The following is a 23565-nucleotide window of genomic DNA, read 5'->3' as shown; positions in this document are numbered from 1 at the left end:
AAATTCTTAAACCTTAGCACGTTCATTGCCAATAATTTAAATAATTCGTTAAAAAAGCCTATATTTATTAATCAACCCTAAAAGTAAATGATATGGCAATCAAGAGTTTTCAAGGTGTTCGATCTAAAGATGCTTCAAAGAAGGAATATGATGCGCCAATTCTTGTGGAGGACTATATGACCAAAAAATTGGTCACGTTTTCACCGGAACAGTCTATTTTGGAAGTGATGGAGGCGTTTGCCAAATATCATATCTCCGGTGGTCCGGTGATGGATAAAAATGGGTTTTTGGTAGGAATTATTTCCGAGGCGGATTGCATGAAGCAAATTTCCGAAAGTCGATACTTCAATCAACCCATTTTGGATAAGAGCGTGGAGCGATTCATGACTAAAAATGTGCAGACCATCCCGCACGATATGAGCATTTTTGACGCAGCCGGTGTTTTTGACAAGCATAACCGCCGTAGGCTTCCCGTAATGAAGAATGATATTCTGGTAGGACAGATCAGTAGAAAGGATATTGTGATTGCGGCGCTGAAGCTTAGTGCGCAAAATTGGAAAAAGTAATCCGGTTCTATTCTCGTTTTACAATGATATAATTATCATTGTCCAAGAGCAAATAACCTAGATCGTACACAAAATAATAGGTGCTTCCTTTTTTGGTGGTGTAAAGGTTGGTGATGTATTCAAAATCGAAACCTTTGTCCATCAGCCGCATTTTTGTTGTCCTGGTTTTTCCTTCCTTTAAAGGAAAACTATCCAGGATGCGGTAGTTTTTCCGTAACCGATTGTTGATGTTTCGGACCAGGTTTTTACTGTCCTTGTTTAACCTGTTGTTATAGGCGTTTCGGCAATGGTCGGAACAATACTTCTTATCAATACGCCCAACCAGCACATCACCACATTCCAAACACTTCTTCTCGGACATATCTACTGCATTTACTCCACAACAATATCGTATTTTTTCAATAAACCGATAAGATTGTCCCTGCTAAACCTTGCTTTTTTAAGCTGATTCCGTTCTGGGGCTATATTTAAATTGAAAGAAGATGACAGGTTGGCTCCGCTAAGATTGGTCAGCTCAAAAATGGCATTTTCCAAATTGCATTGGGAAAAAACAGCCTGACTAAGGTCGGCCTCGGTAAAGTCTGTCTTGCTAAGAATGCAATCCAAAAACGGTGTGGCCTTCAGTGTTAAACCATAAAAGGAACTTAAGGTTAGATTGCAATCATGGAACTGTACACTGAACAACAGATTATTGCAATCTTCAAAACAAAGCCCTACCAACTTACAGTCTTGGAATTCGGTTTCCTTAAAAATGGTGTGCTTTATGTTCGCATTGGTCATATCGCAATCCACAAATTGGCATTCCATAAAGTTTTGGTTGTCCAGATAGCCCTCTGAAAAATTACAACCTTCAAAAACGCAATTTTCATATTCTCCCTTATCCAACCGGGTTTGGGAAAAATTTTGATTTTTAAAAGACTTGTCAGCGATAAAGGGAAGGTTCATGGGTTTTGATTTGAAGCATAAAGATAAATAATTGTTAAAGCTTGGATTTATTTTGGAACAATCATTCCAAAATATATATGTTTGTATCGGAATGAACGTTCCAAAATAAAATATTAATCAAAAATTACTTTAAAATGGGAAAACTTGAAAACAAGGTGGCTGTGGTAACCGGAGCTACAAGTGGAATAGGCTTGGCAACGGCCAAAAAGTATCTGGAACAAGGCGCTAAGGTAGTGTTGACCGGAAGAAATCAGGAAAAACTGGAAGCGCTCAAGGCTGAGCTTACTGGGGAATATCTTTTGGTAAGGGCTGAAGCATCCAGTACAGCAGACAGTCAGAAGTTGATTGAAAAAACCATTGAAACTTTTGGAAAGATTGACATTTTGTTCCTGAATGCCGGGGTATTTCGTCTAGAGGGAATTAATGAACTGACTGAGGATATTTATGATGAGGTTTATGATATCAATGTCAAAGGACCTTTGTTTACCGTGAAGACCGCCTATGAGCATTTGAATGAGGGCGCCAGTATCATATTCAACACCTCTATAGTGAATGTCAAAGGTTTTGCAGGAATGGCCGCTTATGCATCAAGTAAGGCTGCGCTTCGGTCCTTGACCAGAACATTGGCCGCCGAATTTGGGCCTAAGGGTATTCGGGTCAATGCAATCGCTCCGGGCCCTATTGATACGCCCATTTATGGGAAGCACAATGTACCCCAGGAAAATGTGGATCAAATGGCTTCCAGTCTCCCATCCATGGTATCGCTTGGAAGGTTTGGAACTGCAGGAGAAATTGCTACAACAGCGTTGTTTTTGGCCTCCGAAGACAGTAGCTATATCACTGGTGCTGAAATCCCTGTGGACGGCGGTTTGGCACAGGTTTAGTTTTTGAATAAATTTGGAACATATATTCCAAAATATATGCCAAGAACGAAACAATTCAATGAAGAGGAAATATTGATCAAGGCCATGGAACTCTTTTGGGAAAGAGGGTTCCATGCCACATCAATGCAAGATTTGGTTTCCCACTTAGGGATCAACCGAGCAAGTCTCTATGATACTTTTGGTGGAAAGGAGGAATTGTTCAACAAGGCATTTTCCCGTTATAGGAGCGGTACCGGTGATATGCTCCGTAAGCTGTTTGAAAATGCAAAGAGTGTTAAGGCAGGGTTTCAGCAACTTTTTGATATGTCCATTAGGGAATCCATGGAAGATCCATTCCGAAAAGGATGTTTTGTGGTCAATACCACTACCGAACTTATCCCGGGAGATGGGGAATTGCTTCAAATCTTGAATGAAAACAAGTCCAATATGGAACATTTTTTTGCCCAATGCATCCAAAAAGGAATTGCAGAAGGAGAATTCCATAAGGATATGGACGCAGAAAGTGTAGCCGCAATGCTCTTTACACTCTACAGCGGCATGCGCGTAGTGGCCAAGGTAGACCCTGACCCGATAAAGCTTAAAAAGATGTTGGATACAGGGCTTTCCATTTTGGATCAGTAGTACTTTCGGTAATTGAAAACCAGCTCTTTCGTTTTTCCTTCTTGTCCTACCACTACGGATACCTGCATTTCGTCCCCGTCCAGTTTTTCCATGGTAAGACCTTCAAAATAGACCTTGTCCTTTTCCAGTTTTACCAGTTTAAAATCAACTGTCTCCTTTTGGGTTTCCCAGCCGGTCAGATTCCCATTAAAATGTTTGAGTTGCAGTACAAGCGTATTGTCCTTTTCTTGGATATGCCCAAATTCGTAAAAGGAAATTTTACCGTCATGAACCAGCTTAAACGAAAACATCATGGATCCTCCCAAAGCGGGACTCCAAATTTCCTCGACTTTTCCTCCCAAGGCTTCACCCTGCCAAGACCCCTCTATCCAGGCGACCCCATCCAAAGTGGCATTTGGGGAAGATTCCCCTTCTTCCAATTGCAGTGTGTTTTGAGCATGGGTTAAACCCCAATTCAAAAGTAAAAGTGGTATTAAAAGTCTCATGATGTCCTTTTTTTAAAGGACGAAAGAGGCGCGTTTATTTGGACAATTCAAACTTGATGTTCACAGAAGTTTCCACTTTGATTTTTTCAAAATCGATGTCCAGCGGTTGGGCTTCGCTCGCATCCATGGTCATGGCTTTCATCTCCATTCTGGGTTGGTTATATCTTGGATAATACGGAGTAGAGGTGTCCATGATATGAATGGCAGCCCCAACTTTTTGCCCAAGGGGAGCAGTTAACGCCTCAGCTTTTTTCTTGGCCTTTGCCACCGCTTTGGACTTGAGCTCCAACTCCAGTTCCTCCATTTTGGAGTACTCGGTTTTTTCCAAATAGGTATTGGCGATGCCTAATTTTTCCAAGGCCATCAAGGCTTCGGCAGCTTTTTTTCCAGAGTGGACCAAAAGGGAGTATTGCTTGCTTTTTAAAACCTCTTTTTGTCGTAAAAAGTACTTTTTGAAATTACTGCTCAAGTCTTTGATCACTAATTGTTCTTCCAAATCAATGCCCAAGGCCCTTAGGCTGTTGGCCATTTTGTTTTCCTGCTCTTCAACAGATTTGCGTCCCTTTGAATCTTTTTCTTGAATGGTAATGTTCAGAAAAATTTTGTCGGGTGTTACCAAGGTGTCTACCCTAGCGGAGGTTTCTAAATAAGGAATATCCAAAAAGTTTTTGGTTTGTGAATACGTGGTCATGGTTAAGGCAATAAATAGGGATAGTGTTATAAATTTTTTCATGATATTGATTTTAATAGGGGGTATACAACTTCTGTTCCAAAATTAAACTTAATATGTACACGTAGTATATAAAGTTGGGTGGTGATGATAGATTCCCTTGGGATTTATGCCCTTTCATCGTAATATTGAGCGTGGGATTACCCCACTTGTTCAGTTAAGTATTCCCTATGAAGTTTGTGATAGCACCCGATAAATACAAAGGTTCCTTGACAGGATCACAATTTTGTGAGGCTGTTGAAAACGGAATTCGAAGGGTGTTTCCTCAAGCTCAAATACTAAAAAAACCCTTGGCAGATGGCGGAGATGGCACCTTAGAGGTGGTTCAAGACTATCTGAGGGCATCTTTGGAAACAATCAAGGTTAAAGACCCCTTGTTTAGGGATATTGAAGCGGGTTATTTGTTATCCAAAGACAAAAAAACAGCTTACATCGAAATGTCTGAAGCCTCTGGTTACAAACTGCTACGGAAAGAGGAAATGAACTGCATGCATACCACCACTTTGGGAACAGGGCAGTTGCTTATGGACGCTGTGACTAAGGGAGCACTGAATATTGTATTGGGCATTGGGGGGAGTGCAACCAATGACGGCGGAATGGGAATGGCATCAGCCTTGGGCTATGCATTTTTGGATACCGATGGAAATAGGTTACAACCTGTGGGAAAAAATTTGATCCATGTAAATCACGTTGTTGATGATAAAACTTCATCGTTATTGGAGAAAGTCCAGGTTAAGGTGGCATGTGATGTAAACAATCCATTGTATGGTAAAAATGGGGCCGCCCATGTTTATGGGGCACAAAAAGGGGCTTCGCCCGAAGAAATTGAAATGCTGGATCGAGGCCTGGAAAATTTCGCCAATGTGTTGCAATCCCATTTTGGTAAAGATGTACGGGATGTACCAGGCTCGGGTGCCGCTGGGGGAATGGGAGCGGGAGCTATGACTTTTTTAAATGCCCAATTGGTCTCGGGAGTGGATTTGGTTTTGGAAATGGCAGATTTTGATCTGGTCTTAAAAGATGCAGATTGGCTGATTACGGGTGAGGGACAATTGGATAAACAGACTGCTGCAGGGAAGACCATAGCTGGAGTGGTCAAAACTGCAAAAGCAGCTGGCGTTCCGGTGGCGGCTTTGTGCGGATCCGTTAATGCTTCTATTCAACAAATTCAGGAAATGGGCTTAGACTATGCCGTATCCGTGCTTAACCAAGTAGGGAGTTTGGAGGACGCCAAGGCTAACAGTTTTTCCAATTTGGAACAAGCCAGTTTCAATTTTGCGAAACTGCTAAAAGTAAGGTAGCACTGTTGATGTCAGGTCGAGTGCAGTCGAGATATAGGGTGTAAAGGAATCTACAACGCTAATACTTTTTATTCAGCCGATGTTCCAATCCGTATTTCACGGTAGACCATTCACTTTCCAAAATGGAAAAAACCACGGTATCCCGATAATTTCCCTGGGAATCAATACGGTGATTGCGCAAGATTCCTTCCTGTTTGGCCCCAAGCTTTGAGATAGCTGTCCGAGAAGCAAGATTATGATAATGGGTTCGGAATTCCACGGCAATGCACTTCAATTGCTCAAAGGCGTGTTGCAGCAACAAATGTTTACATTCCACATTTAGACCACTCCTTTGGTTGCTTTTGGCATACCAGGTGGCGCCAATTTCAAGTCGTCTATGCTCGGCCTCAACATTGAGGTATCTGGTAGACCCTACAATTTGATTGGTGCTTTTGTCAATTATGGTAAAGGGCAAGGCCGTCCCATCCGCCTGATTTTGTAATGCTGTTTCAATATAGGAGTCAATGTTTTTTTCCGAAGGGACCGATGTAAACCATAGCTCCCATAATTTACCATCCGAAGCCGCTTGCAAAAGTTCAGTTTTATGGGATTTTTGAAGGGGAATTAATTTGGCCCTCTTTCCTTCAAGGGTAGTGGGTTGTAACCAGTTGTCCATTGCATTTGGTTTTAGTTCTCAAAGATAGCTTTAAACCGTGGTGCGATTCAATGAAAATTCAATTCTCGCTATGGCGTTTATAGCTCATCATATAAAAATCACTCGAATTGACGAATATTCATTGCGAAAACCGTCAGTTCGAGTTTTTTCTACAAAAAAAGTATCGAGAACTAGGTTTACGCAAGTATTCCTATAAACCTTGAATCTTAGAAATCTTGATACTGTTTCCATTCCGCATATTTTGTGCGCATGCAATGCCCACAAGGGCGGTATCCTGCTTCCATCGCTTCTTTTTCTGAGGCAAAAAAGACTCGGTTTTCTACCTTCATCCGCTTTCCGGATTTGCAGTGCAAAGTGCCATAAATTTTAAGCTTGCGGTTTCCGGCCCAAAGGAGTCTTTGATGTCTTATCTCATGAAAGAGTTCCGATTTGGAGAGTTCACCATGCTTTTTCATTATTGTGCCGCATCATGAAAGATGATGCCCAAGGTATACCGTTCCCCAGAATGCACTTCGCTAACCCCATGTTTCATGGTCACCCGATAAAAACCATTTTTCCCTTGAACTGGTCTAAAATTGGTGCAAAAAATGAGCATAGATCCTTTTTTAGGATGCAAAACCATGGCTTTTGACTGGGCTCTGGGTACCTGCTGCGTGAGCACAAATTCCCCTCCACTATAATCTGCGCCATAATCGTTTAGAAACAATACGGCCTGCATTGGGAAATATACTTCACCATACAAATCCTGATGGAGGGTATTAAAGCCACCTTTTTGGTATTTAAGAATCAAGGGAGTGGCCAAATGCTGCCCATGATCAACGCAGAGTTGGTGTAGTTTTCCCAGGTCCTTCGGATAGACTAGATCCAATTTTAATTTGGACATCCATTGATTGGCAATGGGAACCAATTCGGGATACACCATTTCCCGAAGTCTTTCGATGATGTCAGGAAGCGGATATTTAAAATACCTATATGTTCCTGCACCAAATCGGTAGCGTTCCATGTTTACGGTCTTGCGATACAGTTGGGTTGCATCAAAATTGAAAATGAGCTGATGGCATTCCTGATCACTTAGAACATCTTCGATGACTACATAGCCTTTTTGGGAGATTTCGTTTTGAACGAAATCCCTATTGATTTTCAAATGCATGGTTCTTCGATTAACTATTCAATTTGTGCAGCTTCCCAACCGATGATAGCCGTTTTTCTGGTAGGGTTCCATCGGTAACCCCCTAATTGCCCGGAGGATTGTATTACGCGATGGCACGGAATCAAATAGGCGATGGGATTGCTGCCAATGGCCGTGCCTACAGCCCTTGAGGCTTTGGGCTTTCCAATTTCCTCGGCAATGCTGCCGTAGGTGGACAGTTTTCCCTTTGGGATTTTTAACAGGGACTCCCAAACTTTCAGCTGAAAATCGGTGCCTTTGAGATGGAGTTTTATTTCGGATATCTGCCTCCAATCGTTGGCGAAGATCATCAAGGCATTTACCTGTGTTTGATCCACGCGTTGGTGATAAGTCGCTTTTGGAAATTGTTGCTTTAGCTCATAAAGACCCTTTTCTTCATCTTCAATAAAAGCGACATGGCACAACCCTTTTTGGGTAGAGGCTATGGTCACCAAGCCGAAGGGACTTCGGGCGTAGCTATAATTTATGACAAGGTTTTCTCCGTCGTTTTTGTATTCCCCGGGAGTCATACCTTCCAAAGAGACAAAAAGATCATGTAGCCTGCTAGTGCCTGAAAGCCCAGTTTCCATGGCGGTATCAAACAAGGTAGCTCCCGTTTCTTTCAACAGCGATTTTGCATGTTGCACACTCGTATATTTTAGGAATTGTTTGGGGGTAACACCTGCCCATTCCTTAAAAATTCGCTGAAAATGGTATGGACTTAGATGCACTTGTTCTGCAATTTCATCCAAGCTTGGCTGTTCCTTAAAGTTACTGGTGATATGATCAATCGCTTTGGCTATTCGGTCATAGTTCAAATTTTCCTGTCCACTCATGATATTCGCATTTTGTTTGACCCAAAAGTAAAGCCACCCTGTGGGGCTTAAAACCCGTTTCTTGCGGACTTGTCTTTGCACCCATAAATTTAGCAAGCGTTTCCTAAAATGAAATAATTTTAGTCGGGGATAGCTGACTAGGGTTTAGTAACTTTATGAATTACCAATAGCTTGTTTGGCACAAATGAAACTAAAAAACTTCACGATTCTTATTTTTTCCATTGCCCTTTTACTGGGCGTGCTGATCTATTGGCGTGAATATGCAACAAGAGATCAGGTAACCCTGATTCAAGTGTTGCTTTGGCAACTTGGCATTTGGATTCCTTGGATTCTTGGATTTTTAGCTTTAGACAAAATTGAAAAGCACGGCAGAAATACAAAATGGGGCCTTCCCTTGCTTTTGGCAGGAGGCTTGCTATTGATTTGCCTTCACTTTGGATGGTTTTTTGGACTCAGCTCAACGCTTAGTCCTTATTTGGATCTGGAAGGGTCCAAGTTTGGGGTATATCGATACTTCTTTATTTTTTGGACGCTAATAGACATTGGCTTGGTTTGGTTTGTAGTCGACAAGTTGCGCAACCCAAATCCCCAAGAAATCGAACCTTCCATAAAACTGGAACTCACCCGTGGCGGAAGCACTTATTTTTGTGAACCTTCGCAGATTCAGTTGTTGGCTGCAGAGAATTACTATACCAAATTGTTTACCACCCAAGGAGTTTTTGTAATGCGAAAGCCGTTAAAAACATTTTTGGAAGTCTTGCCCATGGATTCTTTTCGAAAAATCCACCGATCTACGATAATCAACCTGGATTACGTCGCGGAACTTGCCCGTGGCAATGGCAGCACCCTGGAAGTAATCATGAAGGATGGTACAAGAAGACGGGTAAGCAAAAGCTTCGTTAAGGAAATCACACAATTGTTTAGGGAGCGAACCTATTAAGACTGTTCGCTATCAAAATCCGGTCGTTTTACTGCAACATAGTGACCCCTGCTATGCTATTGGGTAAGTTTAAGGAACCGACCAAGCCAAGCATTCATTCATCAATCAAATCTTTGCTATGGGTTCCAATTATCTAAGCCGTCTTTCTCAATTCTGGGTATTGCTGATCTTACCCGTACTGCATCTTAGTGCCCAGGAATGGGAGTTCACACGACTGGACCTTGATATCAAACCACAGGGCTCAAGAGGGGTTTCCATGGCCGACCTGGATGGAAATGGATATTTGGACATTATAGTCGCCAATCAGGTGGATTCCCTACTACAGCTTGGCAATACAATTCTTTTCAATACTGGTGATGGATTCAATCCAAAGGCTATTGCAAATAACCAGTTGGAGGCTTGGAGTGAATCGGTGCACACGGTAGACGTGGATAACGATCATGACCTGGATATTTTTTTTACTACCCAATTTGGTGTCCCTAATCTGCTGTTTGAAAATGACGGCAAGGGTAATTTCACCCCAACCCAAGCTGGAGCGCTTACAGAAGATTTGACCAATTCCCCAGGGGCATGTTGGTGCGATTTTGATTTGGATGGGGATATGGATGTTTTTGTGGTTAACAGGGATGGAGCGGACGATAGCTTATATGTGAATGACAGAAATGGAACTTTTAATAGGGTAAAAAATGGACCTTGGATTGGGAACGAAGGTGACGGTCGATCCTGCGTATGGGGTGATTTGAACGGGGACGGCAAACCTGACCTGTTTGTGGCCAATTTTGTCGTAAAAAAAGATGGGAAGTTTACAGGAAAGCACAAAAATTACCTTTATCTAAGCACTTCTGATGGTGGTTTTGCAGAGCAAAAGGAGGGTGTTTTGGTTGAAGAACTGCAAACGACCTATGGAGTTGCTTTGGTGGATGTAGACTATGACAAGGACTTGGATATTTATGTGACCAATGTAGCCCGTTCGGATGAAAACGCACTCTATGAAAACTTGGGAGACGGAAAGTTTGAAAAGCTTTTGGAAAGCGGAGTTACGTACGAAGTAAGAAGACCTTCCAAAGGGCAGACTTGGGGGGACTTTAATAATGATGGCTGGCTGGATCTTTACATAGCAAATGGGACCGAAGGATATCCCGAAATCCAGAATTTTCTCATTTCTGGAAAACAAAACGGTGGTTTCAAACGAGTTTACAATTCCCTTCCGGCCAATCAGGGGCATATTTCGGCAGGTACAGCTTCTGGGGATATGGACAATGATGGCGATTTGGATCTTTATGTATGTAATTGGGGAGGGGAAGCGGAGGCCGATGACCTATACATCAATCAAAATACAACTGGGCAACGGCTAAAGTTGAGACTTCAAGGTACGGAATCCAACAGTTTTGGAGTTGGAAGCTGGGTTACCTTAACGCTTACGGATGGCACCCAGTTGACCCGCTATTTTATTCGCGAAACAGGCTACGGCAGTGAAAATGCCCCGGAAATCCACTTTGGAATTCCATCCGAAAAGCAAATCGAAAAAATGGACATTGAATGGCCATCAGGAATACAACAATCCAGCACAAACATTTTGGTAAACACCGAGTATGTAGCCATTGAGGGAAAGGAAATCAAACCCATAAAAAAATGAAAAACGCTTTAAATCGAAGGAATTTTATCAAACTCACGGCTACTGCCAGCGGAGCATTGGTGGTTGGGGTGCAGTTTCAGTCCTGTCTCACTGAAAAATCACCTGTCATCACACACCAGTTTTCACCACTGATTAAAATTGATACGGATGGATGGGTAACCCTGATGGCCAAAAATCCTGAAATAGGTCAGGGTGTAAAGACGGCTTTACCTATGATTTTGGCCGAGGAATTGGGTGCCGATTGGAATAAAGTCAAGATTGAGCAGGCCGATTTTGATAAAATGTACGATGAACAATGGGCCGGTGGCAGTTATGCCATCATCCTTAATTGGGATTTGATGCGGAAAGCTGGGGCCCAGGTTAGGTATGCGTTGCAAACCGCAGCATCCAAGCAAATGAATTTACCATTTGAGGAACTAACCACCAAGGACAACAAGGTAATCCATCAGGAGTCAGGTAACTCCCTGCCTTTTGAAGTTTTATTGGAACAAGCCTCAGGGGTGGCATTTCCGGAAGAAGTGGAATTTAAACCCTTGGAAACATATAGTCTAGTTGGTAAAAGAACGCCCCAGACCGATTTGGACGAGATGGTCACGGGATCAAGCACCTTTGGGATAGATTTAAAATTGCCCCATATGCTATATGCAACTGTGCGGAAAAACCCAGTCCACGAGGGTGGTGTATTCAGTTTTGATGACACGGATACCAAAGCGATGCAAGGAGTGATTGCTGTACATGAGCTAGACAACAAAGATTATGGGGGACGACTTTTGGCTTCCAACAGTCCCAATTTTGTAAATGGGGTTGCAATTGTGGCCAATTCCACTTGGGCCGCCTTTAAGGGGGCAGAAAAATTGAAGGTGGAATGGGATAATTCAGGCTGTAGATTGGAGGATTCCGATGAATTGTTTCAGCGTTTCCATGACCAACTTTCCGATACGACGATAGAGCGAAAGGATGGGGACGTGGCCAATGCTATGCGAAGTGCGGCAAGGGTCCATGAAGCCATTTACGAGCTCCCTTTTTGGGCGCACGTACCTATGGAGCCCATGAATTGTACCGTTGACTTTCGGGATGATGTTTGCGAGGTCTGGGCGCCTACCCAAAATCCGGAGGCATTGCAAAACGGCTTGATTAAATTGTTTGGCCTGGAGCCAGAACAGATCAAAATCCATATTCCAAGAATTGGGGGAGCCTTTGGAAGAAGATACTATGTGGATTACGCCATGGATGCTGCCATTCTCTCCAAGAAAATGGGAAAACCTGTTCAGTTGACATGGACCCGTGAAGAAGATGTGAAACACGATTGGTATAGGCCTGGAAGTATACAAAAAATGTCCGCTGCCTTGGACAAAGATGGAATGGTGACTGCTTGGCGGCACGTACTGGCCAATGCATCCCGCATGACTTCATTGGGGCGGGAAGGAAGGGTAGCCGGCACGGAAATAGACGAGTATGAGTTTCCGGCAGGATTCGTCCCCAATTTACAATTGGAATATGGACATGTGCTGAGCGATATTCCCTTGGGGCAATGGCGTGCGGTGTCGGCTTCCGCCAATGCTTTTAGTATAGGCTGTTTTTTGGATGAGTTGGCCTTTAAAAATGGAATGGATCCAATCGATTACTTTCTAAAATTTTTGGGCCCTGCCCGAATGGTGCCCGTTGTAGGGGAGTATGAATTTGATAATGGACGTTTTATCCATGTGATTGAAAAGGTAAGACAGTACAGTAATTGGGATAGTCCGCTGCCCAAAGGGCAGGGAAGGGGCTTTGCAGCGCGAAAAGGGGCCGGTTCTTTTATCGCCGAAGTGATTACGGTAGAAGTGGTGGAGGATAGCATCAAGATATTGGAGGTGCATGCGGTGGTGGACTGCGGTATTGTGGTGAATCCTTCAGGAGCGGAAGCACAGGTGGAAGGTGGGATATTGGAAGGTCTTTCTGCTGCCATGTACGGAGCGGTAACCTTTAAGGATGGAGCAACAGAACAATCCAATTTTCATGATTACCCGTGGATTCGGATGCGGGATGTGCCAGAAATCCGTGTGGATTTTATTCAAAACGATTTACCCCCAAGAGGCTTGGGCGAACCCCCCTTACCACCCGCCATTCCGGCTTTGGCCAATGCCATTTTTGCTGCTACCGGGAAGCGAATTAGGAAATTGCCTTTGTCTCGGAGTTTTGAGATATGACTTAAGTCCAAATATTTTAGGCAACCCTTTCCATAATTGAGACGTCTATTGTAATGAAAGCGAATCCCAATTAAACTTAAAGCGTTATGAAAGTTATAGGTGGTCTACTCTTGCTGATTCTTATGTTGATTCCTCAATTTGAACCTGATAATTCTGGAGATAAAGATTTGGTTCTGGTCACATTCAAATGTGAAAGTTGCAAGATCAAGAATAAGTTCGAGGTCTCAGGGCCAACAGAATTTGTTATGGAACGAGTGGATTTTCCTTTTTCCAAAAAAATGAAACCAGGCAAATACGAAATGACCTATTGGCAAAACAGGGTACAACAGATTCATTTGCCATTTTCAGTACATAAGGAGTCTGAGAACCTAGTGATTGTCAAGGAATAACAAAAAGGTTACAATAAATATGCTAACTTACAGCATATAAAATCCTACTATGGAAGCCCAAAACGAAATCACCGCAGTGCTTACAAGTGCAATTTTGACCGCTTTGTCTTTGGTGGCAGTTTGGTTGTACAGGCGCTATCAGTCCAAGAAAAACATCAAGTAAGAATCTAGAAGTTAGCTCCAAATCAGCTCGATATAGACGCCCTTCATCCAGGCACCTATATACAATATGGGACAAACTTCAATTAAGTTTTTCTGAATGATTGAAAATGGATACATTTAAGGTAGTGTCCAAAAACCGCAAAACTTTAGATAGAACAATTGGGATATTGCTTATTCTTATGAGCATTGCAATTGGAGTTTTCCTTGTTCCTGGTCTTTGGGCGCTGATAGGGAAGTTTACCAAATTGATTACCTACGAGCCGGGCGATTTGTTTTCCTTTAGATATTCTTCTTTTACGCAATTTGTTGGTTGGATACTGGCATATGTCATTTTTAGGACAGGAATTGGCTTTTACAGAGACAGCAAGAAACCCACCTGAACCTGAAAAAGAATCTAGGAGTTGGGTCTTGTTGCATATAACTATTTGTAACCGAATACATCCGTTTACAAACGAAAACAACCGATTAATAACCGCTTCTTGTTTTTCCGCAACCCTAAGTTTGCCTTGTCGACGCCGTACAGCTCGATAGTATTAACTGTTTAACACGTAAAATTTAAATCATGAATTCACTTAGAAACAAAGTACAGTTGATTGGAAACTTAGGAAATGACCCAGAAATCGTATTGATGGAAAGCGGGAGCAAATTGGCCAAATTTTCCTTGGCCACCAATGAGACCTACAAAAATACGGAGGGCGAAAAGGTCACAGATACACAATGGCACAATATTGTGGCCTGGGGCAAAACCGCGGAAGTTGCCGAAAACTATTTGGAAAAAGGCAAGGAGATAATGATTGAGGGCAAGCTGGTACACCGCAGCTATGAGACCAAAGAAGGGGAAAAGCGCTATATCACCGAGGTAAAGTGCAATGAATTGTTGATGTTGGGCAAATAAGCCATAATTACGGATAATCGAGAAAAAGGGGGCACTTGCCCCCTTTCTTTGTTTTTGCCCCATTTTAACAATAACTTAAAGATAGACTGCGTAACAAGAGGGGTGGTTGTACGTCTAATACAACAGATGAAGGAGCTATGAAAACTGTCAGATTCTTATTGGTGATTTTTGCTTGTGGCTTGGCCTTTCCGGCATGGTCCCAAGTGGATGCACGCGTACAAGGACTACGGTTTTATGAGCAGTTGGCGCAACGAGATACAAAGTATGAGATTGCCCTTTATGCATTGGACAGTCAAGATCAAATGGATTATTGGGTAGACCAAGGAAACTTTGAAAGGCAGCTGGGCAAAGTCAATTTTCCTGCCTACTTGGCCTATATGAAAGGAAAGAAGGAAGCCTATCAAACACATTTGGCCGAGTGTGACACCCAATGTGATAACAGTGAACTGTTCTTCCAAAAAGCCAAGGACTATTTATCTCTATCAGATGATGATTTTTGGAAAGGAATGAAAAAGGAAGAAATGGTGCACAACCAACCCAAGAAGAAGAAACTAAAATAAAAAAACCGCCCATGGGCGGTTTTTCTATGCTACTTTTTTCAGTAGGTCAAAACATGGGCAACGCTTACAGCGTTTGTTTTCTCCCTTTTTATACTTCTTACAGCACTTGACCTTACAATTGGTTACCGGCAATTCCCGTAACCTAGTTTTGTGCTTTTTTGATAGTTCCTTCTTCTTTTTTCCCATCACATGGAATAGATGGGCCAAAAATAACTATTTTAAATTAATCTAAATAAACGAGTTATTAACAATTATTCCCCAGCAGTGTCAGATGCGGCGCTTTCCACCGTGAGCTGCTGTATATCCCTATCAAAAAGATATAGACCGCCCTTGTCGTTTCCAATTAGGTTTATCTTGTCCAAGACAGTCCTGGCCAATGCTTCTTCTTCCAATTGTTCGGCTACATACCACTGCAAAAAGTTATGGGTGGCATAGTCTTTTTCCTCTAGGGTAACATGTACCAGTTCATTGATGCTTTTGGAGACAAAAATTTCGTGGTCGTATAGTTCCTGGAACATTTCCTGCAGGGTACCAAATTCGGTTTTGGGAGCTTTTAAGGCAGAAATATGGGCATGTCCCCCGCGTTCATTTACGTATTTAACCAGTTTGAGCATATGCATACGTTCTTCATCCGAATGTCCGTACATAAATCCTGCAACTCCCTCTAATCCTTTTACTTCGGCCCAGCAGGCCATGGATAAATAGACCTGTGAAGATTCTGCTTCTATGCGTATTTGCTCATTTAGTGCTTTTTCTAATTTTTTGGATAGCATGTGTTTTTATTTTATGGAATATAAAAGTACAAAACCATGTGGGTTTTCTGTCAGAAGCGAGCCGAAACACCCATGGTCCCTGGCCCAAAATTTAGGTTCCAGCTTAATTTTTTGGGTTGCGCGTTGTACTTTTCATTGTATTTGGAATCCAGGTAGCGATCTATGGATTCCACGATAAAAATACTGAGGACTGTACTAAATGCTACATCGGAAACCCAATGGAAATCATCCATGATACGCGCAAATCCAGGAATCATCCCTACGGTGTAGATTCCTGCTTTTACCCACGGGTTTTTAAATTGTTTGCCAATAGCATAGGCATTGGAAAATGCCAGCATGGCATGTCCTGACGGGAAAGAATCGTAGTTAAAGACACGATTGAGGTGAAATGGATCATACGTACTGGAGCTGTCCCCGCTTTTGGGCCGGGCCCTACCTATAATTCGTTTGCTTACTTGTTGCAAAAATCCACCGGCAGTAGCCGAGGAAATCAAAAGCACTCCTGTACGTCTTAATTTTTCATTCTTGGTGAAAAGGCCGGCCAAATAAACACCGCCGGTAAACATATAATTGTTGCTAGGGTTCCCAAATTCATTTCCATAGTCCAACAAAAACTCGGGGACATCCTCGCTAAAACCATTCGTCCAATTGTTCAGCTCATCATCCACCAAAAACAAGGCCGCTGTTCCTGCAGCCAAATAACCGAAGTTGGCCCAGTCATCTCCTTCCCATTGAAATGGTCGGGAATAGGAATGACCAATTCCACCGAAAACATTGCCCATATCATAGGTGAAGTTTTTCCAATTCGTTTCTTTTTGGGATTGGATTTGTCCCAAGGATTGAAATTGACTACCAACTAGTAGCAAAAAACAAAAAAAGATGCGTTTCATAGGGATGAACATTGAGGTTAGTGACTAAAAGTTAACTATTATTTCCGAAAAGGATTTTTTTCAATTTATTGGGACTTGTGCAATGACAGCTGAATGCGCTTACGTGCCTGGTCCACCTCCAATACCCGCACCACTACTTGCTGATGCAGACTTACATGTTCATTTACATCCTTGACAAAAGTATCTGCCAGGTTGGAAATATGGATAAGCCCGCTTTCCTTGATTCCAATGTCCACAAAGCAGCCAAAATTGGTAATGTTATTGACAATGCCCGGAAGCAGTTGGTCTTTGCGTAAATCCGTTATTTGCTTAATATTTTGATTAAAAGTGAATACCTTGGCCTTTTCCCGTCGGTCCAATCCGGGTTTTTCCAATTCCTGAAGAATATCTTCCAAAGTCGGCATTCCAATAGTTTCAGTGCAATAGCGTTGAAGTTCTATTTGTTGCAATATGGAAGTGTTACTTACAATCTCTTTCAAAGCAACCCCGTGATCTTGTGCCATTCGCTCAACAATAGGATAGCTTTCTGGATGCACTGCCGAGTCGTCCAAAGGATTATCTCCGTCTTTAACACGCAGGAATCCAGCTCCTTGTTCAAAGGCTTTTCCTCCAAGGCGAGGAACTTTTTTGATCTCTTTTCGGCTTTTGAACCCTCCATGATCATTGCGGTAGGCCACAATGTTTTCAGCAAGTTTGGGTCCAATTCCTGAAACATAGCTTAGCAGCGAAACACTAGCTGTATTGATGTTCACTCCAACAGCGTTTACACAGCTTTCCACCACAGCGTCTAAGGAGGATTTAAGCTTGGTTTGGTCCACATCATGCTGATACTGCCCAACTCCAATGGACTTTGCATCAATTTTCACCAATTCGGCCAGTGGATCGGCCAATCGCCTGCCAATGGATACAGCCCCGCGTACCGTCACATCATAATTGGGGAATTCCTCCCTAGCTATTTTGGAAGCCGAATAGATGGAAGCACCTGCTTCGCTAACCACAAAGACTTCTATGGGGTGCTTGAAGGAAATCCGCTTAACCAAACGCTCAGTTTCCCTTGAAGCAGTTCCATTACCAATGGCTATGGCCTCAATTTTATAGGCATCCACCAGTGAGCTGATTTTTTTTATGGCCCCTGAACTGTCATTTTGTGGAGCGTGGGGATAAATGGTCTCGTTGTGTTTCAATTTGCCCCGAGCATCCAAACAGACCACCTTGCAACCTGTTCTAAATCCTGGGTCAATGGCCAATATCCGCTTTTCCCCCAACGGTGCCCCCAAGAGCAGTTGTTTTAAGTTTTTGGAAAATACCTTAATGGCAGCCAAATCGGCCTTTTCCTTGGCATGCTTTAGCAGTTCATTGGTGAGGGAGGGGAAGAGCAGTCGCTTGTAGGCGTCCGCAATGGCCATTTCAATTTGGGTTGAGCAGGCGTTGTGGGATTTGATGATCCTGCGCTCCAAATTTTGGATTGCACGTTCGTTATCAATTTCAATTTTGATACGGATAAAACCTTCTTTTTCCGCTCTTTGAATGGCAAGAAAACGATGGGAGGGACAACGGGACAAAGATTCGCTCCAATCAAAATAATCTCGGAACTTTTGAGCCTTTTCGTCCTCTTTTTTTGTCTTTACCACTTTAGTGGTAATCAAGGCATGGCGCTCCAACTGATTTCGCAATTGGTTACGGATATCTGTGCGTTCATTGATCCATTCGGCTATGATATGACGAGCGCCTTCCAAAGCCTCATCTTCGTTTTGTACTTGACCGCTTACATATTGGGAGGCAACGTATTCAATTTCATCGGTGTGCTGTGCCATGATGATTTTGGCCAAAGGCTCCAATCCATTTTTTCGCGCGGTCTCGGCCTTGGTCTTTTTGCTCTTTTTAAATGGAAGATATAGATCCTCCAAACTGGTAAGGTCAACACAATACTGAAACTTGGATTGGAGTTCTTGGGTAAGCAACCCCTGTTCCTCAACGGCCTTAATAATGGCAGCTTTTCGTTTTTCCAAAGCCTCAAAGGCGGTTTTGTATTGCACTACGGAGCCGATCTGGACTTCGTCCAGATTTCCAGTACGCTCTTTTCTATATCGCGCAATAAAGGGAATGGTACAGTCTTCATTTAAAAGCGCAATGGTATTGGCCACGCTTTTTTCTGAAAGTTGAGTGTATTTGAGGATATAAGGGATGAGTTGCATCTCAGGTTTAGGATTTAAAAAACGATTAAGTTCCAAACATTGTGGTGTATAACGACAGATTAAATGGACTTGTTTGCTTCTGTTTAAACTACATATCGATAATGTAATCTTTTAGAAGGAAGAAAGTTAAGTTCTATTTCTCGAAAGACTGGAAAAAGACTTTAGTACTGTCGTCATAAAAACATAGAACTACTTTGTCATCAAATTTGAAAACAGTTTTGTAGTTCACATTTTCTTGTTCAACGAACTTTCGGATTTTCTCAAAAACATTATCATTACTACTGCCATCAACGTTATCAAATTTTTGATCTACTAAGCATTTAATATAGACTGTCCTACCACCGATAAAACCAGTGTAAGAAAAATGAACAGGATTTAAACCATTAGAGTGAACAGGGAAATGGGTGTTTGAAAAAGTAGAATTTGAGGTTGTTACATATTGAACGGGAATTGAAGCACCAACAGTAATCTCATAATTTTCATTTTTATCTTTTGTAACACTTAGTGCAATATTTCCATCTCTGAGTTTCTTGAAAAACTGACTAGTTTTTTCAACTTCTCTATGTTTAACGAACTGACCGTCTTTGATTATTATCGGCGAATTTTTCAAAGAAATTGGCTTGTTATTTTCTATCAAATACGTTTTGATTGCCTCTTTTGTATTGAAATCCGTAACCTCCAACTTTAATTTATTCCCAAACAATTTGATGCCAAAGTACTTTTCATCATAAATGAGACTATTGGATTTTGTAGAATAGCCCGTGGCAGAAGACATCACTGTTGGCTTAACAAAACCCATTAGCTTTTTTGACCAATCAGCTGTATCGATTGATAATATTTGAGTAAAGTTCTTGTTAATGTCCAGAGAAATAAGCAACATACCGTTTTTGAGGTATAGCTTACTTGAATTTACTGTTAGTCTTATTGAATTTGGAGTTTCCAGATTTACCCGGACCAAATGCTCCAAATAAGAATTACCGAGGGATGTTTTCGTGATTAGTAATTTAGAGAGTAACACCTTTGAACCGTCCCAATCCCTAAAGAGAACATCGCTACAATCAACAACTATTTTTTCCGAAATGCCGTCATCATCAAAACGATAAAAATTCAGCACACTGGATTTGGCATTAATGGTCATTAATACAAACCTGCTGTTTAGATTGAAAGATTCAATGACGTATTCTTTCTTCAAGTCTAACTCAAATTCGTTCCAGCTTGTTTTTCTTGAGTTAAAATCAAATTTTGCAAGACCATATTTTATACGAGGTGCGACTCCCAAAACGGATTGTTGCCCTTTTGAAGAGAGAAACAACTGATATGTACCATTTTTGCCAACTTGAGCGCCTAGTAAAGATTTGAATTTAGAAGGAATCTCGGCAGTTTGAACCGAATCTTTTAAAACTAAATTTTCATCATATAGATAACAGACACTTCTTTGGGACAGCAAGGAGAAAACCCCCAGTTGATTTGTTTTTTCATTCTCTATGGGCAGAATTTGATTTCCCTTTAAATTATTGGGAATATGGGTCTCAACTAAGTTGACCTGGGAAAAAAGATTGGTATAGAATGCAAGAAAAACTAAAAAGAATATATGCTTCATTGATAAGGGGTTATTCGTTTCATGCATAAGAATGTATAATGATCAAGCAAAGATTAAAAGTAGATTTCTTGGGCTAAGCGATAGGTGTTGGCATGCGATTCCACTATGGTCTTAATATGTGGGGTATAACCTCCTCCCATACTACATTGAACAGGAATTTTTGCATCAAAACAGGATTGCAAAACAAACCGATCCCTTTCCCTACAACCTTTCTGGGTCATTCCCAAGGTGCCCAACTTATCCGATTCCAAAATATCTACTCCGCTAAGATAAAAAATGAAATCGGGCTGTAGCTGTTGCATCAGCTTGGGCAATGTTGTCTTGAGTATGTCCAAATATTCCTTGTCCTTGATGCCCTTTTCCAAGGGGATATCCAAATCTGAAATTTCCTTTTTAAATGGATAGTTACCCTGACCGTGCATGGAAAAAGTAAAAACTCGATTATCATCCTTAAAAATTTCCGCGGTACCATTACCTTGATGCACATCCAAATCCACAATCAAGATTTTTGTTGCCAAACCTTTGTCCAGAAGATATCTTGCCCCTATGGCTTGGTCATTCAGCATGCAAAAAGCTTCCCCGTGGCTTGTGTATGCGTGATGCGTACCCCCAGCAATGTTCATGGCAATTCCATATTTCATTGCAAAACGACAACCTTGGATGGTACCCTGCGCTATGATCTGTTCCCGTTCTACCAATTCCTTACTCAATGGGAATCCTATTTTTCTAATTTCGCTGGGCTTTAGCCTGAAATTGACCAGATTATGGTAATAGCTGGCATCGTGTGTCAATAATAAATCTTCTTCCTTGGGAAAACCGGGTTCAAAGAAATTCTCGGGGGTACAGGTACCTTCATGTAGTAATTGCTGGGGCAACAACTCATACTTGATCATGGGGAATCGATGCCCCTCTGGTAATGGATGTTTATAAATGGGATGGTATGCTATTTTAAGCATTAGCTGATGCTTTCCCCATTTCCAACACCATCCTCATCAGGATTAAGAAATACGAGTTTGCCCTCTTGGTTTTCCGTCATCAGAATCATGCCCTCGCTTTCCACACCCCGTAATTTTCTAGGTGCCAGATTGACCAATACGGTCACTTTTTTACCTATGATTTCTTCTGCAGAAAAGCTTTCCGCGATTCCAGAGACGATAGTTCGAGTGTCCAGTCCTGTGTCTACCTTTAATACCAAAAGCTTATTGGCCTTGGGCATTTTTTCGGCCTCGACTATGGTACCCACCCTCATATCCAATTTGGTAAAGTCGTCAAAGGTGATGGTTTCTTTTTGGGGTATAAGTTCTTTATCCATTTGTTCATTGGATTTTTTGGTGGCTTCCAGTTTGGCCAATTGTGCATCAATCTCTTTGTCCTCAACCTTGCGAAAGAGCAGTTCGCTCATATTGATTTGGTGACCTGACGGGAGTAGGGTGCCCATGGAACTCACAGAATCCCATTCAAGAGATTTTCCACTGTTGTTGGAACTAACATTGAGAATGGCTTTAAGCTTTTGTGACGTGAAAGGCAAAAAGGGTTCGCTGAGAATGGCTAGACCAGTGGCGATTTGAAGGGCCACAAACATAATGGTCTTCACCCGTTCCTCATCTGTTTTAATGAGTTTCCAGGGTTCTTCGTCTGCCAAGTATTTATTCCCTAAACGGGCCAGGTTCATCAACTCTTGACTGGCTTCCCTAAAACGGTATCGGTCTAAGGAATCTGTAATTGTTTTTGGAAAACTTCTTAGGGATTCCAAGGTCTGTTTGTCAATCTCCAGCAGTGCTGAAGGATCAGGAACCACTCCGTTGTAGTACTTGTGCGTTAGCACCGTGACACGGTTGACAAAGTTCCCAAAAATGGCAACCAATTCGTTGTTGTTTCTAGCCTGAAAGTCCTTCCAGGTGAAATCGTTGTCCTTGGTTTCCGGCGCATTGGCAGTCAATGCGTAGCGAAGCACATCCTGCATGTCTGGGAATTCCTCCAAATATTCATGCAGCCATACGGCCCAATTTTTAGAAGTGGATAACTTATTGCCCTCAAGATTCAAAAACTCATTGGCAGGCACGTTTTCTGGTAGCACAAAATCCCCGTGGGACTTAAGCATGCTTGGGAAGATGATACAGTGAAATACGATATTGTCCTTGCCAATAAAATGAAGTAATTTGGTGTCCTTATCTTTCCAATAAGGTTCCCAATCTTTCCCCTCGCGTTTAGCCCATTCCTTCGTTGAGGAAATGTAACCAATGGGAGCATCAAACCAGACATATAATACCTTGCCTTCCCCACCTTCAACGGGAACGGGAATCCCCCAGTCCAAATCACGGGTAACCGCTCGGGGTTTTAAACCATCATCAATCCAAGATTTGCATTGTCCATAAACGTTGGGTTTCCAGTCACTTTTATGGTCTTCCAAAATCCACTGTTTCAAGAAACCTTCGTAACGATCCAAGGGTAAAAACCAATGTTTGGTTTTCTTCAATGTTGGAACTCCACCAGTTATGGTTGATTTGGGATTGATCAAATCCGTGGCGTTCAAGGAAGAGCCACAGTTTTCGCATTGATCACCATAAGCTTCGGTATTGCCACACACAGGACAGGTTCCAGTTACAAAACGATCCGCCAAAAACTGGTTCGCCTCCTCGTCATACAGCTGCTCAGTGACCTCTTCTATGAAATCCCCTTGATTGTGTAGTTTTTCAAAAAAATTAGAAGCCGTCCTATGATGAACTTCAGCAGAGGTACGGGAATAATTATCAAAGGAAATCCCAAAATCCAAAAAGGACTTTTTGATGATTCCATGGTATTTGTCAATTATTTCCTTGGGAGAAACCCCTTCCTTTTTGGCCTTCATGGGAATAGCCACTCCATGTTCATCGCTACCACAAATAAAAGCTACATCGTGTCCTTGCAATCTAAGGTAGCGGGAATAAATATCTGCAGGAACATAGACCCCTGCCAAGTGCCCAATATGGATGGGGCCGTTGGTGTAGGGCAGTGCTGCGGTAATGGTATATCTTGAGGGTGTTCCTTCGTTCGGCATTGAAAAATTCAATTAAGCTCCAAAAATACTGATTTAGGAAAAGATGCAATAGGATTGCCGTAAAAAAGGAAACCTCCGAATTGTGCAACCTAATTGGGGTGAGGGTTA

25 protein-coding genes are annotated in these 23565 nt (G+C 42.1%); 11 read left to right on the top strand and 14 right to left on the bottom strand.

Features of this window, described 5'->3' with window-relative positions; genetic code table 11:
* The first annotated feature begins 92 nt into the window (after nt 1-92).
* Nucleotides 93-566 carry a CBS domain-containing protein gene (locus FGG15_RS11185; protein WP_138836249.1) on the top strand — a complete coding sequence of 158 codons (474 nt, stop codon included), beginning with the start codon at nt 93-95 and terminating at the stop codon, nt 564-566.
* 7 nt (nt 567-573) lie between these two features.
* On the opposite strand, the gene FGG15_RS11180 is transcribed toward FGG15_RS11185, so the two are convergent.
* The gene (locus tag FGG15_RS11180) at nt 574-927 is read right to left on the bottom strand and encodes a hypothetical protein (protein WP_138836248.1); all 354 of its coding nucleotides are present in this window, start codon (nt 925-927) and stop codon (nt 574-576) included.
* Nucleotides 928-938: 11 nt separating this feature from the next.
* Nucleotides 939-1511: a pentapeptide repeat-containing protein gene (locus tag FGG15_RS11175; protein ID WP_138836246.1), complete on the bottom strand. Its 573-nt coding sequence runs from the start codon at nt 1509-1511 to the stop codon at nt 939-941.
* Nucleotides 1512-1645: 134 nt separating this feature from the next.
* On the opposite strand from FGG15_RS11175, the gene FGG15_RS11170 reads away from it, so the two are divergent.
* Together FGG15_RS11170 and FGG15_RS11165 are read left to right on the top strand one after the other, a co-directional pair.
* Nucleotides 1646-2395, top strand: a complete 750-nt coding sequence (locus FGG15_RS11170; RefSeq protein WP_138836244.1) for an SDR family NAD(P)-dependent oxidoreductase — start codon at nt 1646-1648, stop codon at nt 2393-2395.
* Between the two features lie 36 nt (nt 2396-2431).
* On the top strand, nt 2432-3016 hold the full coding sequence (locus tag FGG15_RS11165; protein WP_138836242.1) for a TetR/AcrR family transcriptional regulator: 585 nt from the start codon (nt 2432-2434) through the stop codon (nt 3014-3016).
* Here FGG15_RS11165 and FGG15_RS11160 read toward each other — a convergent pair.
* Together FGG15_RS11160 and FGG15_RS11155 are read right to left on the bottom strand one after the other, a co-directional pair.
* On the bottom strand, nt 3010-3501 hold the full coding sequence (locus FGG15_RS11160; protein WP_138836240.1) for a DUF6265 family protein: 492 nt from the start codon (nt 3499-3501) through the stop codon (nt 3010-3012). The two genes, FGG15_RS11165 and FGG15_RS11160, sit on opposite strands and share 7 nt — an antisense overlap.
* Nucleotides 3502-3535: 34 nt before the next feature.
* Nucleotides 3536-4234 carry an SIMPL domain-containing protein gene (locus tag FGG15_RS11155; protein WP_138836238.1) on the bottom strand — a complete coding sequence of 233 codons (699 nt, stop codon included), beginning with the start codon at nt 4232-4234 and terminating at the stop codon, nt 3536-3538.
* A 167-nt stretch (nt 4235-4401) separates the two neighbouring features.
* Between FGG15_RS11155 and FGG15_RS11150 the strand changes: the two genes are divergently transcribed.
* Complete coding sequence (locus tag FGG15_RS11150; protein ID WP_138836236.1) at nt 4402-5532, top strand: glycerate kinase; 1131 nt, start codon at nt 4402-4404, stop codon at nt 5530-5532.
* Between the two features lie 58 nt (nt 5533-5590).
* Here the strand turns inward: FGG15_RS11150 and FGG15_RS11145 are convergent, their stop codons facing one another.
* The 4 genes from FGG15_RS11145 to FGG15_RS11130 all read right to left on the bottom strand — a co-directional run bounded on the left by FGG15_RS11145 (nt 5591) and on the right by FGG15_RS11130 (nt 8191).
* Nucleotides 5591-6187 carry a GNAT family N-acetyltransferase gene (locus FGG15_RS11145; protein ID WP_138836234.1) on the bottom strand — a complete coding sequence of 199 codons (597 nt, stop codon included), beginning with the start codon at nt 6185-6187 and terminating at the stop codon, nt 5591-5593.
* A 206-nt stretch (nt 6188-6393) separates the two neighbouring features.
* Nucleotides 6394-6642 carry an Ada metal-binding domain-containing protein gene (locus tag FGG15_RS11140; protein ID WP_138836232.1) on the bottom strand — a complete coding sequence of 83 codons (249 nt, stop codon included), beginning with the start codon at nt 6640-6642 and terminating at the stop codon, nt 6394-6396.
* The gene (locus FGG15_RS11135) at nt 6642-7337 is read right to left on the bottom strand and encodes a 2OG-Fe(II) oxygenase (protein WP_138836230.1); all 696 of its coding nucleotides are present in this window, start codon (nt 7335-7337) and stop codon (nt 6642-6644) included. Before FGG15_RS11135 ends, FGG15_RS11140 begins: the two co-directional genes overlap by 1 nt.
* Before the next feature lie 14 nt (nt 7338-7351).
* Nucleotides 7352-8191 (bottom strand): methylated-DNA--[protein]-cysteine S-methyltransferase, encoded by an 840-nt coding sequence (locus tag FGG15_RS11130; protein ID WP_138836228.1) that lies wholly within the window; start codon nt 8189-8191, stop codon nt 7352-7354.
* Between the two features lie 184 nt (nt 8192-8375).
* Between FGG15_RS11130 and FGG15_RS11125 the strand changes: the two genes are divergently transcribed.
* From FGG15_RS11125 to FGG15_RS11095, 7 genes are all read left to right on the top strand, one after another.
* Nucleotides 8376-9131 carry a LytTR family DNA-binding domain-containing protein gene (locus FGG15_RS11125; RefSeq protein WP_138836226.1) on the top strand — a complete coding sequence of 252 codons (756 nt, stop codon included), beginning with the start codon at nt 8376-8378 and terminating at the stop codon, nt 9129-9131.
* Between the two features lie 118 nt (nt 9132-9249).
* Entirely contained in the window at nt 9250-10767 is a 1518-nt protein-coding gene (locus FGG15_RS11120; protein WP_138836225.1) for a CRTAC1 family protein, read from the top strand.
* Nucleotides 10764-12956, top strand: coding sequence for a xanthine dehydrogenase family protein molybdopterin-binding subunit (locus tag FGG15_RS11115; RefSeq protein WP_138836223.1), 2193 nt, complete (start codon nt 10764-10766; stop codon nt 12954-12956). The genes FGG15_RS11120 and FGG15_RS11115 overlap by 4 nt, the downstream gene beginning before the upstream one ends.
* Before the next feature lie 86 nt (nt 12957-13042).
* Nucleotides 13043-13345 (top strand): hypothetical protein, encoded by a 303-nt coding sequence (locus FGG15_RS11110; protein WP_138836221.1) that lies wholly within the window; start codon nt 13043-13045, stop codon nt 13343-13345.
* A gap of 269 nt (nt 13346-13614) precedes the next feature.
* Entirely contained in the window at nt 13615-13887 is a 273-nt protein-coding gene (locus tag FGG15_RS11105) for a hypothetical protein (RefSeq protein ID WP_138836219.1), read from the top strand.
* Between the two features lie 182 nt (nt 13888-14069).
* Nucleotides 14070-14402 (top strand): single-stranded DNA-binding protein, encoded by a 333-nt coding sequence (locus FGG15_RS11100; RefSeq protein ID WP_138836217.1) that lies wholly within the window; start codon nt 14070-14072, stop codon nt 14400-14402.
* A 137-nt stretch (nt 14403-14539) separates the two neighbouring features.
* Nucleotides 14540-14962, top strand: coding sequence for a hypothetical protein (locus tag FGG15_RS11095; protein ID WP_138836215.1), 423 nt, complete (start codon nt 14540-14542; stop codon nt 14960-14962).
* Between the two features lie 251 nt (nt 14963-15213).
* On the opposite strand, the gene FGG15_RS11090 is transcribed toward FGG15_RS11095, so the two are convergent.
* From FGG15_RS11090 to metG, 6 genes are all read right to left on the bottom strand, one after another.
* Nucleotides 15214-15735, bottom strand: coding sequence for a ferritin (locus FGG15_RS11090; protein WP_138836213.1), 522 nt, complete (start codon nt 15733-15735; stop codon nt 15214-15216).
* Between the two features lie 50 nt (nt 15736-15785).
* The gene (locus tag FGG15_RS11085) at nt 15786-16625 is read right to left on the bottom strand and encodes a phosphatase PAP2 family protein (protein ID WP_237561809.1); all 840 of its coding nucleotides are present in this window, start codon (nt 16623-16625) and stop codon (nt 15786-15788) included.
* Between the two features lie 65 nt (nt 16626-16690).
* Nucleotides 16691-18820, bottom strand: coding sequence for a Tex family protein (locus FGG15_RS11080; RefSeq protein ID WP_138836209.1), 2130 nt, complete (start codon nt 18818-18820; stop codon nt 16691-16693).
* A 133-nt stretch (nt 18821-18953) separates the two neighbouring features.
* Nucleotides 18954-20420, bottom strand: a complete 1467-nt coding sequence (locus FGG15_RS11075) for a hypothetical protein (protein ID WP_138836207.1) — start codon at nt 20418-20420, stop codon at nt 18954-18956.
* Nucleotides 20421-20473: 53 nt separating this feature from the next.
* Nucleotides 20474-21376, bottom strand: a complete 903-nt coding sequence (locus tag FGG15_RS11070; RefSeq protein WP_138836205.1) for a histone deacetylase family protein — start codon at nt 21374-21376, stop codon at nt 20474-20476.
* The gene (metG, locus tag FGG15_RS11065) at nt 21376-23457 is read right to left on the bottom strand and encodes a methionine--tRNA ligase (RefSeq protein ID WP_138836203.1); all 2082 of its coding nucleotides are present in this window, start codon (nt 23455-23457) and stop codon (nt 21376-21378) included. Before metG ends, FGG15_RS11070 begins: the two co-directional genes overlap by 1 nt.
* Nucleotides 23458-23565 lie beyond the last annotated feature (108 nt).

The sequence above is a fragment of the Flagellimonas algicola genome (genome assembly GCF_005937185.1).
In the GTDB taxonomy this organism is placed as follows: Bacteria; Bacteroidota; Bacteroidia; order Flavobacteriales; family Flavobacteriaceae; genus Flagellimonas; species Flagellimonas algicola.
The sequence above is the reverse complement of the archived record's forward strand: the minus strand, read 5'-3'. Positions and strand labels throughout refer to the sequence as shown.

Excerpts from the sequence above, each read along its gene's own strand:
- FGG15_RS11175 (WP_138836246.1), bottom strand. The coding sequence starts at position 1,511 with ATGAACCTTCCCTTTATCGCTGACAAGTCTTTTAAAAATCAAAATTTT.
- FGG15_RS11125 (WP_138836226.1), top strand. The coding sequence starts at position 8,376 with ATGAAACTAAAAAACTTCACGATTCTTATTTTTTCCATTGCCCTTTTA.
- FGG15_RS11160 (WP_138836240.1), bottom strand. The coding sequence starts at position 3,501 with ATGAGACTTTTAATACCACTTTTACTTTTGAATTGGGGTTTAACCCAT.
- FGG15_RS11085 (WP_237561809.1), bottom strand. The coding sequence starts at position 16,625 with ATGAAACGCATCTTTTTTTGTTTTTTGCTACTAGTTGGTAGTCAATTT.
- FGG15_RS11155 (WP_138836238.1), bottom strand. The coding sequence starts at position 4,234 with ATGAAAAAATTTATAACACTATCCCTATTTATTGCCTTAACCATGACC.
- metG (WP_138836203.1), bottom strand. The coding sequence starts at position 23,457 with ATGCCGAACGAAGGAACACCCTCAAGATATACCATTACCGCAGCACTG.
- FGG15_RS11110 (WP_138836221.1), top strand. The coding sequence starts at position 13,043 with ATGAAAGTTATAGGTGGTCTACTCTTGCTGATTCTTATGTTGATTCCT.
- FGG15_RS11100 (WP_138836217.1), top strand. The coding sequence starts at position 14,070 with ATGAATTCACTTAGAAACAAAGTACAGTTGATTGGAAACTTAGGAAAT.
- FGG15_RS11115 (WP_138836223.1), top strand. The coding sequence starts at position 10,764 with ATGAAAAACGCTTTAAATCGAAGGAATTTTATCAAACTCACGGCTACT.
- FGG15_RS11090 (WP_138836213.1), bottom strand. The coding sequence starts at position 15,735 with ATGCTATCCAAAAAATTAGAAAAAGCACTAAATGAGCAAATACGCATA.
- FGG15_RS11185 (WP_138836249.1), top strand. The coding sequence starts at position 93 with ATGGCAATCAAGAGTTTTCAAGGTGTTCGATCTAAAGATGCTTCAAAG.
- FGG15_RS11135 (WP_138836230.1), bottom strand. The coding sequence starts at position 7,337 with ATGCATTTGAAAATCAATAGGGATTTCGTTCAAAACGAAATCTCCCAA.
- FGG15_RS11140 (WP_138836232.1), bottom strand. The coding sequence starts at position 6,642 with ATGAAAAAGCATGGTGAACTCTCCAAATCGGAACTCTTTCATGAGATA.
- FGG15_RS11170 (WP_138836244.1), top strand. The coding sequence starts at position 1,646 with ATGGGAAAACTTGAAAACAAGGTGGCTGTGGTAACCGGAGCTACAAGT.
- FGG15_RS11150 (WP_138836236.1), top strand. The coding sequence starts at position 4,402 with ATGAAGTTTGTGATAGCACCCGATAAATACAAAGGTTCCTTGACAGGA.
- FGG15_RS11080 (WP_138836209.1), bottom strand. The coding sequence starts at position 18,820 with ATGCAACTCATCCCTTATATCCTCAAATACACTCAACTTTCAGAAAAA.
- FGG15_RS11075 (WP_138836207.1), bottom strand. The coding sequence starts at position 20,420 with ATGAAGCATATATTCTTTTTAGTTTTTCTTGCATTCTATACCAATCTT.
- FGG15_RS11095 (WP_138836215.1), top strand. The coding sequence starts at position 14,540 with ATGAAAACTGTCAGATTCTTATTGGTGATTTTTGCTTGTGGCTTGGCC.
- FGG15_RS11070 (WP_138836205.1), bottom strand. The coding sequence starts at position 21,376 with ATGCTTAAAATAGCATACCATCCCATTTATAAACATCCATTACCAGAG.
- FGG15_RS11120 (WP_138836225.1), top strand. The coding sequence starts at position 9,250 with ATGGGTTCCAATTATCTAAGCCGTCTTTCTCAATTCTGGGTATTGCTG.
- FGG15_RS11180 (WP_138836248.1), bottom strand. The coding sequence starts at position 927 with ATGTCCGAGAAGAAGTGTTTGGAATGTGGTGATGTGCTGGTTGGGCGT.
- FGG15_RS11105 (WP_138836219.1), top strand. The coding sequence starts at position 13,615 with ATGGATACATTTAAGGTAGTGTCCAAAAACCGCAAAACTTTAGATAGA.
- FGG15_RS11165 (WP_138836242.1), top strand. The coding sequence starts at position 2,432 with ATGCCAAGAACGAAACAATTCAATGAAGAGGAAATATTGATCAAGGCC.
- FGG15_RS11130 (WP_138836228.1), bottom strand. The coding sequence starts at position 8,191 with ATGAGTGGACAGGAAAATTTGAACTATGACCGAATAGCCAAAGCGATT.
- FGG15_RS11145 (WP_138836234.1), bottom strand. The coding sequence starts at position 6,187 with ATGGACAACTGGTTACAACCCACTACCCTTGAAGGAAAGAGGGCCAAA.